Annotated in this window: 9 protein-coding genes; 3 read left to right on the forward strand and 6 right to left on the reverse strand. The window is 74.7% G+C overall.

The window, feature by feature from the left end:
• Window positions 1–226: 226 nt before the first annotated feature.
• From pcrA to GXB85_RS01320, 4 genes are all read right to left on the reverse strand, one after another.
• Entirely contained in the window at window positions 227–2,755 is a 2,529-nt protein-coding gene (gene pcrA, locus GXB85_RS01305; RefSeq protein ID WP_161915812.1) for a DNA helicase PcrA, read from the reverse strand.
• Window positions 2,756–2,841: 86 nt separating this feature from the next.
• Window positions 2,842–4,419: a methyl-accepting chemotaxis protein gene (locus tag GXB85_RS01310; protein WP_161915813.1), complete on the reverse strand. Its 1,578-nt coding sequence runs from the start codon at window positions 4,417–4,419 to the stop codon at window positions 2,842–2,844.
• A gap of 125 nt (window positions 4,420–4,544) precedes the next feature.
• The gene (locus tag GXB85_RS01315) at window positions 4,545–5,159 is read right to left on the reverse strand and encodes a response regulator transcription factor (protein WP_161915983.1); all 615 of its coding nucleotides are present in this window, start codon (window positions 5,157–5,159) and stop codon (window positions 4,545–4,547) included.
• Between the two features lie 41 nt (window positions 5,160–5,200).
• Complete coding sequence (locus GXB85_RS01320; protein WP_161915814.1) at window positions 5,201–6,514, reverse strand: ATP-binding protein; 1,314 nt, start codon at window positions 6,512–6,514, stop codon at window positions 5,201–5,203.
• Window positions 6,515–6,684: 170 nt separating this feature from the next.
• Here GXB85_RS01320 and GXB85_RS01325 point away from each other — a divergent pair, with 170 nt between their 5' ends.
• Together GXB85_RS01325 and GXB85_RS01330 are read left to right on the forward strand one after the other, a co-directional pair.
• The gene (locus GXB85_RS01325; protein WP_161915815.1) at window positions 6,685–8,172 is read left to right on the forward strand and encodes a PspC domain-containing protein; all 1,488 of its coding nucleotides are present in this window, start codon (window positions 6,685–6,687) and stop codon (window positions 8,170–8,172) included.
• Window positions 8,169–8,621: a hypothetical protein gene (locus GXB85_RS01330; RefSeq protein ID WP_161915816.1), complete on the forward strand. Its 453-nt coding sequence runs from the start codon at window positions 8,169–8,171 to the stop codon at window positions 8,619–8,621. Before GXB85_RS01325 ends, GXB85_RS01330 begins: the two co-directional genes overlap by 4 nt.
• A gap of 116 nt (window positions 8,622–8,737) precedes the next feature.
• On the opposite strand, the gene GXB85_RS01335 is transcribed toward GXB85_RS01330, so the two are convergent.
• Window positions 8,738–9,196, reverse strand: coding sequence for an aromatic ring-opening dioxygenase LigA (locus GXB85_RS01335; RefSeq protein WP_161915817.1), 459 nt, complete (start codon window positions 9,194–9,196; stop codon window positions 8,738–8,740).
• Window positions 9,197–9,382: 186 nt separating this feature from the next.
• Window positions 9,383–10,525, reverse strand: a complete 1,143-nt coding sequence (locus GXB85_RS18715; protein ID WP_161915818.1) for a glycosyltransferase — start codon at window positions 10,523–10,525, stop codon at window positions 9,383–9,385.
• Window positions 10,526–10,630: 105 nt separating this feature from the next.
• Between GXB85_RS18715 and GXB85_RS01345 the strand changes: the two genes are divergently transcribed.
• Complete coding sequence (locus tag GXB85_RS01345; protein ID WP_161915819.1) at window positions 10,631–12,130, forward strand: GGDEF domain-containing protein; 1,500 nt, start codon at window positions 10,631–10,633, stop codon at window positions 12,128–12,130.
• Window positions 12,131–12,136: the final 6 nt, after the last annotated feature.

Genomic DNA, 12,136 nt, shown 5'->3' on the forward strand with positions numbered 1-12,136 from the left:
CGGCGGCCAGCAACGTTCTCGGGCACCGGTCCGTCCTCGGCCGTGAGAGGTTGCGGACGACACGAGGGAGCTCGGCATGGACCGGCAGGTCGAGGTGGCCAGGCTCGCACCGGTCTCCCTCGGCGCCGACGGGACCGTGGAGACCCGGACGGTGGTCGGTGGACCGTTCAGGGTGAGACTCGGCTCCCTCTGGTGAGCCGCCTCCGGTGGGGCCCTGGGCGCCAGCTCAGAGCTTGGTGACCGGTGAGTAGCGCAGCAGCAGCCGCTTGACGCCGTCGCCACCGAAGTCGATCTTCGCGACGGCGTTCGTCCCGGCGCCCTCGACCGCGACCACCGTGCCCAGGCCGTAGCTGTCGTGCGTCACCTTGTCGCCGATCGCGAGGCTCGGCGTCTCACCGCGGGCTGCGCCCTTGCCGAAGCTCGGCGACGACGGGGGCGACGGGGGCACCCGCCGGGTCGAGACCTTGCCGCTGCCGTGGACGGTGCCGCCGTCGTCGTCCCCTCGACGACCGGAGCGCCCACCCCATGCCGACGCGCCGCCGCCCCAGCCGCTCCCGCCCGCGCGCAGCGCAGCCATGCTCGACTCACGCCGGCGCCAGTCGACGAGCTCCTCCGGCACGTCGTCGAGGAACCGGCTCGCCGGGAACTCGTTCGGGACGCCCCATGCGCTGCGCACCGCCGCGCGCGAGATGTAGAGCCGCTGCCGGGCGCGGGTGAGACCCACGTAGGCCAGGCGGCGTTCCTCGGCGAGCTGGTCCGGGTCCGCGAGCGAGCGCATGTGCGGGAAGGTGCCGTCCTCCCAGCCCGTGACGAACACGACCGGGAACTCGAGCCCCTTGGCCGTGTGCAGCGTCATGAGCGTGACCACGCCCTGGTCGGTGCGCTCCCCCTCCCCTGCTGCGGCAGGGTCCTCGTCGGGGATCTGGTCGGCGTCCGCGACGAGCGACACACGCTCGAGGAAGTCTGCGAGGTCCCCGTCAGGGTCCGCCTGCTCGAACTCGGTCGCAACGGCGTGCAGCTCGGCCAGGTTCTCGACGCGGGTCGCGTCCTGCGGGTCCTCGCTCGCGCGCAGCTCCGCGAGGTAGCCCGAACGGTCGAGCACGGCACCGAGCACCTCGGCCGGGCCCGCACCCGAGGCCGCGAGCTCACGCAGGCCTGCCATGAGCTCGGCGAACGCCCGCAGGTTCGTGAGAGCACGGGTCCCGAGCCCAGGGGCCTCGTCCGCACGCTCGAGCGCCGCGCCGAACGAGATGCGCTGGTGCTCGGCGAAGCCCGCGAGCATCGCCTCCGACCTGTCGCCGAGGCCGCGCTTGGGCACGTTGAGGACGCGACGCAGGTTCACGTCGTCGTCCGGGTTGGCGATCGCGCGCAGGTACGCGACGGCGTCCTTGATCTCGCGGCGCTCGTAGAAGCGCGTGCCGCCCACCACCTTGTACGGCAGCCCGACGCGGATCAGCACCTCCTCGAGGGCGCGCGACTGCGCGTTGGTCCGGTAGAACACCGCGACGTCACCCGGCCGCACCGCGTCGGAGTCGCCCAGGCGGTCGATCTCCTCGGCGACGAACCGCGCCTCCTCGTGCTCGTTGTCCGCGACGTAGCCGACGATCTGCGGTCCCGTGCCCGAGTCCGTCCACAGACGCTTCGGCTTGCGCCCCGGGTTGCGCGAGATCACGGCGTTCGCGGCCGAGAGGATGGTCTGCGTCGAGCGGTAGTTCTGCTCGAGGAGGATGGTCCGTGCCTGCGGGTAGTCCGCCTCGAACTCGAGGATGTTGCGGATGGTCGCCCCGCGGAACGCGTAGATCGACTGGTCCGCGTCGCCCACCACGGTGAGCTCCGCGGGCGGGACGTCCGCGGCCCCCTCGCGACCGGCCTCGCCGTGCCAGCCAGCGAGCTCGCGCACGAGCACGTACTGCGCGTGGTTGGTGTCCTGGTACTCGTCGACGAGGATCTGCCGGAACCGTCGACGGTAGTGCTCGGCGACCGCCGGGAATCCCTGGAGCAGGTGCACCGTGGACATGATCAGGTCGTCGAAGTCGAGCGCGTGGGCCTGGCGCAGCCGAGCCTGGTAGCGGCTGTAGACCGCGGCGAGGGTCTCGTCGAACTCGTTGGCCGCCCCCGACGCGGCACCCGAGGTCGACGCGTACGTCTCCGGGTCGACCAGCTCGTCCTTGAGGTTCGAGATCTTCGCCGCGAGCGCCTTCGCCGGGAACTTCTTGGGGTCGAGGTCGAGCTCGCGGGTCACGAGCGTCAGCAGCCGCTGGGAGTCCGCGGCGTCGTAGATCGAGAACGACGAGCGCAGGCCGAGGGACGCGTGCTCGCGCCGGAGGATGCGCACGCACGCCGAGTGGAACGTCGAGACCCACATCGCCCGGGCGGGCGGCCCCACGAGCGCCTCGACCCGCTCGCGCATCTCTGCCGCCGCCTTGTTGGTGAAGGTGATCGCGAGCACCTCGGACGGGCGCACGAGGTGCGTGGCGAGCTGATGGGCGATGCGGTGCGTCAGGACGCGCGTCTTGCCCGAGCCGGCACCCGCGACGATCAGCAACGGCGAGCCGTGGTGGAGCACGGCCTCGCGCTGCTGGGTGTTCAGGCCCTCGAGCAGCGCGGCCGCGCGGGCGTCCTGCCGCCGCGCACCCTCGTCCCCCTCACGGGCGGCGTCGGCGGACGCCTCGCGCGGCGGCACGACGCCGGGCAGGCGTGCGCCGGGGGCGCGCTCGAGGCCGGGCAGGGGGAGGTCGGAGAAGAGCGTGTCCATGTCCCCCTCAGCCTAGGCGCGACCGCCCACACGCGACGCACGCCGCCGGCCGTCCGAGGCGGCCGACGGCGTGCGGGGCGTACTGCTCAGGAGTCGGCGCCCACCGAGGCGCGCAGGCGCCGCGAGGTCTCGGCGAGGTCGAGCGCGGCCGAGCGGATGTGCTCGATCTCGGCCGTGGTGCGCTTCGAGGACGCGTCGACCTCGTCGAGGCTCGCCGCGATCTCGCGTCCGCCCTCGGCCGCCTGCGCGACGCTCGCCGCCATGGCCGAGGTGGTCGCCGTCTGCTCCTCGACCGCGCCCGCGATGGTCGCCTGGTAGTCGTTGACCTGCTCGATGATCTGGCTGATCTGCCCGATCTCCTCGGCCGCGCTCGCGACCGCCGCCTGGATGGACTCGACCCGCGCCGCGATGTCGCCCGTGGCGCGCGCGGTCTCCTGCGCGAGCTCCTTGACCTCGCCGGCGACGACGGCGAAGCCGCGGCCCGCCTCACCCGCACGCGCGGCCTCGATGGTCGCGTTGAGCGCGAGCAGGTTGGTCTGCTCCGCGATCGTCGTGATGACCTTGACCACGCTGCCGATCTCGGCCGACGACTCGCCGAGGGCCGCGACGGTGCGGTTGGTGCTCGCGGCGGCCTCGACGGCCTGGTTCGCGATCTTCGCGACCGCGTGCGCGTTCTGGGCGATCTCGCCGATCGACGCACCCATCTGGTGGGTCCCCGACGCGACGGTGTCGATCCCCGTGCTCACCTCCTGCGCCGTCCCGGTGACACCAGCGGTACGGCGCGCGGTCTCCTCGGCCTCCGCCGCGATCCCCTCGCTCGTCGCGACCAGCCGACGGCTCGCCTCGTCGAGGTGCTCGATCGCGGCCGTGACGCCCGTGGTGACCGTCGCGGAGCGCTCGAGGGTCCCGTTGAGCGCGACGGCGAGCCGCTCGAGCTCGGTGCGGCCCGAGCCCTCGGGCAGACGGGTCGCGACGTCGCCACTCGCGAGCAGGTCGGTCGCCTCGTTGATGGGCCGCACGATGCCGCGCGCCACGAGCGCGCTCACGCCGCCCACGACCACGAGGATGACCAGACCGGTCACGAGCAGCCGACCACCCTCGGCCAGGGCCGCGGCCCGCACGTCGTCGACGTACACGCCCGAGCCGATGATCCAGCCCCACGGCTCGTAGCCCGCGACGTAGGACACCTTGGGCTGGGGCTCCTCGAGGCCCGGCTTGGGCCACTGGTAGTTCACGAAGCCCGCGCCGTCGGCCTCGACGACCTCGACCATCTCGACGAACAGGCGCTTGCCGTCCGGGTCCTCGTTGGCGCTCAGGTCGGTGCCGTCGAGCTCGGGCTTGAACGGGTGCATGACCATCGTCGGGTTCGTGTCGTTGATCCAGAAGTACTCCTCGCCGGAGTACCTCAGCTGCTTGACCGCGGCGACGGCGGCCGCCTGCGCCTCCTCCTCGGTGAGCTCACCCGCGGCGGCGAGGTCGCCGTAGTGCGTCAGCACGCCCAGGGCGGTCTCGACGACCGTGCGCGTCGCCGACTGGCGCTCGGCCATGATCCGCTGCTCGACCTGGGCCGACGCGAGCACGACGAGCGTGAGCAGTCCGACGGCCAGGAGCGCGACGATGGCGCCCAGGCGGACCGTGATGGACGAGGACGTCAGGCGCCGCATGGCAACCTCCATTGGTCGGGACGCTGGGGGGGCGTTCTGGTGGGACCATCGGCCCGGGCGCGTGCCCGATGAGGAGATGTATGCGGCGCCGGCGGGTGAAAAGACGTGAGCCCTGGCGAATCGGCTCAGAGCAGACGGCGGGCCGCCGCCCAGCGCGTGAGCTCGTGCCGCGAGGAGAGCTGGAGCTTGCGCAGCACGGCGGACACGTGGGTCTCGACCGTCTTGATCGAGATGAACAGCTCCGACGCGACCTCGCGGTAGCTGTACCCGCGCGCGATCAGCCGCATCACCTCGCGCTCGCGCGCCGAGAGGCGGTCCAGCTCGTCGTCGGCGATCGCGACGTCCCCCGCGGCCGCGCCGAACGCGTCGAGCACGAACCCGGCGAGGCGCGGCGAGAACACCGCGTCGCCACCCGCGACCCGGCGGACGGCGTCGGACAGGTCCGGGCCCGTGATGGCCTTGGTCACGTAGCCGCGCGCGCCCGCCCGGATGACGGCGACCACGTCCTCCGCCGCGTCGGACACCGACAGCGCGAGGAAGCGCGTGCCCTGCAGCAGGTCGGCGCAGGCCGAGATCACCTCGGCCCCGCCACCGCCCATGCCGCCGGGCAGGTGGACGTCGAGCACGACGACGGGCGGCTGCAGGGCGCGCACGAGGGTCACGGCCGCGTCGACGTCGTCGGCCTCACCCACCACCCGTACCCCGTCGTCGAGGGACGCCCGCACCCCCGCGCGGAACATCAGGTGGTCGTCCACCAGGACGACGTCGATCGGGCTCTCGCTCACCTCGGGGCCTCCTCCTCCACGTCCGTGCCGACGTGCTCGCCGGCGGTTCCTGCGGCTGCCTCCGCGCCGCTCGCGACCGGGAGGCACAGGTGCACCTCGGTGCCGCGGTCCGGCCTGCTCGTCACGCTCGCCGTCCCGCCCCGGCGGCGCACGCGGCCGAGGATGGACTCGCGCACGCCGAACCTGTCGTCAGGGACGGCGTCGAGGTCGAAGCCCTCGCCACGGTCGCGCACGAAGACCTCGGCCGTGCCGTCGCCCACCTCCAGGTAGAGCGACACGGGCGGCCTGCCGTGGCGCACCGCGTTCAGCAGAGCCTCCCGGGTGGCCTGCAGCAGCGCCGACGTGGCGGCGTCGGGCACGGTGTCGCCCACGACGACGGTCTCGACCGGCACCGCGTGCGCGTCCTCGACCTCGGCGACCACCTCGCGCAGCTCGGCCGCGAGCGAGGTCCCCGGCGTGGGTCGGTCGTCGTAGAGCCAGGCCCTCAGCTCGCGCTCCTGCGCGCGGGCGAGCCGGGCCACCTCGTCGGGCTGGTCCGCCCGGGCACGCACCAGCGCGAGCGTCTGCAGCACCGAGTCGTGCAGGTGGGCCGCGATGTCCGCGCGCTCCGACTCGCGCGCGCGGGCCGCACGCTCGTCGCCCAGCTCGTTGACCAGACGGAGCCACCAGGGCGCGAGCACGAGGGCCGCGCCCACCAGGACGGCGAGCGCCGCGGACGCCGAGCGCACCAGCGACTCGAGCGGCGCGTCCTGCCCCAGCAGCAGCAGCAGACCCACCCCCACGAGCGCGATGCCGCCCGCGAGCCGCAGCACGCTCACGGGGGTACGGCCACCGGCGTGGGAGAGGAAGCGGCCGCGCTGCACGCTGTCGAGCTGGCTCCACGCGAGCGCGGCGCCCACCACCAGGATCAGCGTCGGGATCACCCACGTGTAGTCGACCTGGACGCCCGCGCGCACGGCGACGAGCAGCGCGGCGCCCCCCAGCAGCACCAGCCCGAGGCCGATGTCGGTCAGCGGGATCCGGCGCCCGGGATCGGTGAGCCGCGGCGCGAGGCGGCTCAGCGCGGCCGGGCGCTCGGCCGCCGCGGCCTGCATCGGGTCCCCGGCCGGGACCGTGACCCAGAACCAGACGTAGAGCAGTGCGCCGGCGCCCGCGAACGGCAGCAGCAGCACGAGCACCGCCCGGACGACGACGACCGACACCCCCAGGTGCAGGGCGAGGCCGGCGCACACGCCGCCCACCCAGCGACCGCGCGAGGGCCTGCGCAACGGCAGCCGGACCGCGCGCGGCGGGCTCTGGTCGGTGCTCACGGCAGCATCGTCACACGTCACGGCGCCCACGTGGCACCGTCGGGGGTCGAGCCAGGGTCGCGACCCGGGGGTCCCCCGGGCCGGCGTCAGGGACCGCACCCCTCGGATCAGGGTGCGATCAGGGGAGCACCCGATACCCCGGGGACCACCGCCGCGAGCACGATCGAGCCATGAGCACGAGCACACCGCCTCCCGGCGGCCCCACCGACCCCGCCGGCCCCACCACGGCCGGCCCCCAGGCCCCCCGCTCCACAGGAGTGGACGGGTTCTTCGACGGCGTGCGCCGCACAGGCCTCGTGCGCTCGGACGAGCGCTGGATCGGCGGTGTCGCGGGAGGACTCGCGCAGCGCCTGAACATCGACCCGCTCGTGACGCGCGGCCTCCTCGCGGTCTCGGTGCTGCTCGGCGGCCTCGGCCTCGTCCTCTACGGGATCGGCTGGGCCCTCCTGCCCGAGCAGCGCGACGGTCGCATCCACCTCCAGCAGCTGTTCCGTGGTGACTTCGACATCGCCGTCCTGGGCGCGTTCCTCGTGACCGCCGCAGGTCTGTCGACCCCCGGACGTCTCGCCCCCGGCGGCTGGTGGTGGGGCGGGGACGGCGGAGGCTGGTCGACGCTGCTGTGGATCGCCGCGATCGCCGTCGTCGTGGTCGTGGCCGTCACCGCGAGCCGCGACCGCGGCGGCGCGGGCCCCACGACGGCCCTGCCGCCCACAGCTCCCCCGCCCCCGCCCGGGGGCGCCACGCCCGTCACGCCGGCCGACGCCGACCCGAACCGAGGACCTCAGATGACCCAGCCCGCACCCCCGCCCCCCGGGCCCGCCGCGGGGACCTCCGCGGCCGCCGCGACCGGTCCCACGGCCCGCACGTCCGTGGGAGGCGGGCCGACGACGGCGCTCCCGCCGCGGCCGGGCGCGTACACCTCGTACGGCCCGCCGGCCCCGGGCCAGCCCGGCGGCTACGGCCCGCCTCCCCCACGGGGCCCCGTACCCCCGCCCGTGGCGCTCCCGCGACGCCGGCCGAGCGGACCCGGGGCGACCACCACCGGCGTCGTCACGGCGCTCACCCTGCTCGCGCTGGCGGTGCTCATGTACCTCGAGCGCGAGGGCAGCTTCGACGGCCCGGTGCTGCTCACGGCCGGTGCCGTCGGCATCGTGCTCGCAGGCCTCGCCGTCGTCGTGTCGGGTCTGCGTGGTCGCACCAGCGGTGCGCTGGGGTGGCTCGCCGTCGTCGGTGTGCTGATCGTCGGGCCCGGCCTGGCGATCGCCGACCACGAGTGGGGCTGGTACGGCTCGAGCACCGGTGTGGGCGACCTCGACCACACCCCGACCACGGTCGCCCAGGCCGAGCGCGGCTACTCGATCGGCGCGGGCGAGGCCCGTGTCGACCTGACCGAGATCCCGCTCGACGACACCCCGGTCGAGGTCCCCATCAGCGTCGGGGCGGGTGACGTCACCGTCCTCGTCCCCGAGGGCAGCGACTACGCCGCCGACGTGCGCATCTTCGCGGGTGAGATCCGCTGGCTCGACGACTCGTTCTCGCGCGCGGGTGCGGGCGACACGCTCGAGCTCGAGTCGCCCGCGGTCGAGCGCGGCGCCGAGCCCGAGATCGTGCTCGACATCAGTGTGGGCGCCGGCACCGTGACGGTGGAGGAGCGATGAGCGCCCAGCCCGAGCGCGGGCACGAGCCCGACGCCACCACGAGCCCGACGGACGCCTCCGCGCCCCCGGACCAGACCAGGACGGAGACCACCATGGACGCACGCACGAGCGCGTCGGACGCCGACGACGCCCCCACCGCACGCCTCGACGAGCCATCGGCCGGGGCACGGCCCGACGCCGAGCAGCACCCGGACGTCCCGGTCGACGCCTCCGCCACCGCGTCCGGGGTTCCCGCCGGTGCGGCGGGCGACGCCCCGGAGCCCGACGAGCGGGGCGTACGCGTCGGGACCGTCGTCTGGGGTCTGGTGATCGCCGCGATCGGGGTCGGGCTGATCGCCACGGTCGCCGGCGCGAGGTTCGACGTCGAGCTCGCGGTCATCGCCCTCGTGGCTGCCGCAGGTGTCGCGCTGCTCGTGGGCTCGGTCGCCAAGAGCCTGCGTCGGCGCTGACGCACCGGGGCCGGCAGGAGGGGCCGACCCCACACGACGACGGCCGTACCAGCGGGTGCTGGTACGGCCGTCGGGTGCGTCGCCGCGGTGGGGTGGGCGGTGCGGCGACGCGGCTCTCACGCCGTGGCGGGGACCGCCGAGGGGGTCGCGCCGATCACGGCGTCCGCCGGGACGAGCTTGCGCAGGGCCCAGCCGATGAGGATGAACAGCACGCCCATGCCGGCGGCGAAGGCGGCGATGCCGAAGGCGATCACGGAGGTGAACAGCGAGGCGCGCAGGAACGAGGCGTTCATGACCGTGGCGCGGGCCGGGTCCTCGCGGTCGAGCTCGGCGTAGGTCTTGCCGCCCGAGCCGTCGAGGGCGTGGTGGTTGATGATGTCGGCCTGGACGTAGGCGTCCAGCGGGCCGTTGACGACGTTGCCCTGGAAGGCCATGGCGTCGTCGGGGATGGTGATGTTCTCGGCCACGAGCTGGCTGCGCACGACGAGCCAGGTGGCGCCGCCGCCGAGGACGAGGACGAGGCCCGCGATGATGGCGACGAGGCCGACGACCCGGACCGACTTGGTGGAGGACATGGGGGTTCTTCCTTCCCAGGATCTTGCTCTTCCGGGATCGGTAGCGCCTCACCCGGTGAGCCCGTCGTCGAGCTCATGACACGAGACTGGCAGGGAGAATCCGGGGGCACCTGGGCCGATGGTCCGTGGGCCGTTGGTCCCCCGGGCGGAGGCCGCCACATGCACGACAGGACGCGTCGACGCAGGTCAGAGCAGTTTCTGGAAGCCGAGGTCGCGTGCTCGTCGGTACTCGGCCTCCGCGGCCGCGAGCGCGTGGTCCCAGTCGAAGACCGGACGGTCACCGCGCGCACGGGCAGCGAGGCCGGCGAGGAGCCCGGGCTCGGTGGCGAGCCGCACGAGCCAGCGCGCCATGCACGCGTCGTCGTCCACGAGCACGCCGTCGACCCCGTGCGTCACGAATCCCTCGATCCCCGTGCCCCGGCGCGCGAGCACCACGAGCCCCGCCGCGCGCGCCTCGAGCGCCGCGATCCCGAAGGCCTCGAGCGTCGCCGGCGCCACGAACACGTCGGCGTCGGTGTACGCGGCGCGAACCGCGTCCCGCGCGACCCGGCCGCGCAGGTGCACGACGTCCGCGAGACCGCGTCGCCGGACACGGCGCTCGAGGCCGGCCCGCAGGGGTCCGTCACCGAGGACGTCGAGGCGCAGGGCGCCCGGCTCGAGCTGGGTCATCGCGTCCTCGACCACGTCCACCAGGGCGCGCCCACGCTTGCGGGGCGCGAGCCGCATGGTCGCGACGCAACGCAGGGGCGCGTCGGCGGGGCGCTCGACCCGGCTCGCGGGCGGCGGTGCCCACCGCTCGAGGTCCATCCCGTTGGGCACGACCGCGACGTCACGGCCGAACACCTGCGCGACCCTGTCCGCTGCGGGCCGCGAGACGGCGCTCAGCGCGACGGGCGCCGCGCGCCACCGCGTGCGCGCGACCCCCTGGCGCAGCACGGGTGCGATCCCGTCGAGCATGCAGTGCCACGTGATCGCGGTGGGCGCCCCCGCCTCGACGGCCACCCGCGCACCGTCGAACGCGAACGGCGAGACGACGCCGGCGTGCACGTGCACGGCGTCGGGGGCGAGCTCGCGCAGCAGGCTGCGCATCCGGGGCGGCGCGGCCGGGTTGATCGGCAGGTCGAACGGCACGTGCGTGCCCAGGCGGTGGACGCGCACGCCGTCGTCGTCGTCGATCTCTCCCCTGCGCTGCCCCGCGGCGCCCGGGGTGGCCGTCAGCACGTGGACCTCGTGCCCCGCGGCGACCTGGGCCCGCGCGAGGTCGCGCACCTGGGACTCGATCCCCCCGGTGCGGGGCGCGTAGCAGTCGGAGACGTGGACGATCCGCACGCGACCAGGCTAGCCCGCGCGCGCCGGCCCACTGTGAGCGGGCTCGCACCAGGTCACCCGGTGCCGATCGTGCAGAAGCAGCCCTGACCGGCCGATGACCTGGACATGGGTCCCTGGTCTGCCGCGCGCGTGCACGTCACGTCCGCGCTGACCGCGGTCGTGCTGGTCGCCGCCTTCTGGGCCGCCCCGCGTCCCTGGACCGGTGCTGTGATCGCACTCGCCAGCGCACTCGCGGTCGTGGCCCTCGTCGCCGTGCTGCGCGGCCGTCCCGTGCCCGACCCCGCACCCTGGTGGCTCGTCACGCTCGCCCTCGGCGCGCTCACCGTGCACAACGTCGAGTCGCTGCGACACGTCGCCCTGCTCGGGCACCCGCGCGGCTCGGGCCCTGTGTTCGACCTGAGCCTTCCCCTGGGGTACGCGGCCCTGCTGGTCGCCGCCATGGTGGTGGTCTTCCGGTACGCGCGCCGCGACGCGGGCGGCGTGATCGAGGCCGTCCTCGTCGCCGTGGGCGCCGCGAGCCTCATGTGGGCGCTGCTGCTCGAGCCCGCCCTCACCCGCGCGGACGCGCCTGCGGGACGTCGCGTCTACGTGCTCGTGGTCGTGCTCCTGATCACGGGCATCGCGGGGGCCGTGGTGCGCGCGGCCCTGGTCTCGCGCGAGGCCCGCGGGACCCTCGGCTACCTGCTCGTGGCCGTGGCGTCGATCCTCGTCGGCAACGCGGGTGCGGTCCTGACGGCAGACCCGCAGACCCAGGTCGCCGCGCGGTGGGTGGGCGCGGTCTGGGTGCTCGGCTACCTCGGCCTCGCAGCCGCGGCCCTGCACCCGTCCCTGGTGCACCTGGCCACACCCGGGCGGCCGCTCGTCTCACGCCTGACCGACCGACGGCTCGTGTTCCTCGGTGCCACGCTCGCGCTCAACCCGGCTCTCGCCGCGCTGCAGCACATGCGCGGGTACGAGATCGACGCGTCGCTGCTGCTGGTCGCCTCGGTGCTCGTGGTGCCGCTCGCCCTCGCCCGGGTCGCGGGCCTGGTGCGGCTCCAGACGGCGACCGAGGCCGAGCTCGCGCGCCTCGCGACGCGCGACGAGCTCACCGGGCTCCCCAACCGTCGTGCGATCGACCTGCACCTCGAGGAGTCGGTCGACCGCGTGCGGGCCGGCCTCTCTGCGGGGGTCCTCGTGCTCTTCCTCGACCTCGACGACTTCAAGGCCGTCAACGACGCGCACGGCCACGGGACGGGGGACGAGCTCCTCGTGACGGTGGCGCGGCGGCTGCGGGCCGCGGTGCGTGAGCACGACGTCGTCGGCCGGTTCGGGGGCGACGAGTTCGTGGTGGTGGCCGAGGGCGACCCCGACGACCTGCGCGCGAGCGCCGTCGCACGGGTCGTGGAGGCGCTCGACGCCCCCGTGCGCCTCGGGCCCGTCACGGCCTCCGCCCGAGCGAGCATCGGCACGGTGGCCGCGCGGTCGGGCGAGCCGGTCACGGCCGCCCAGCTCCTCTCGGCGGCCGACGCGAGCATGTACGACCGCAAGCGCGAGGTCCGGGCGCGACGCGGCGAGGACGCCCCGTCGAGGGCCTCGGTCGACGGGGTGCCGGCGGAGCCGTGACTCAGG

Source organism: Cellulomonas sp. APG4, from assembly GCF_009996735.1.
Classification (GTDB): domain Bacteria; phylum Actinomycetota; class Actinomycetes; order Actinomycetales; family Cellulomonadaceae; genus Actinotalea.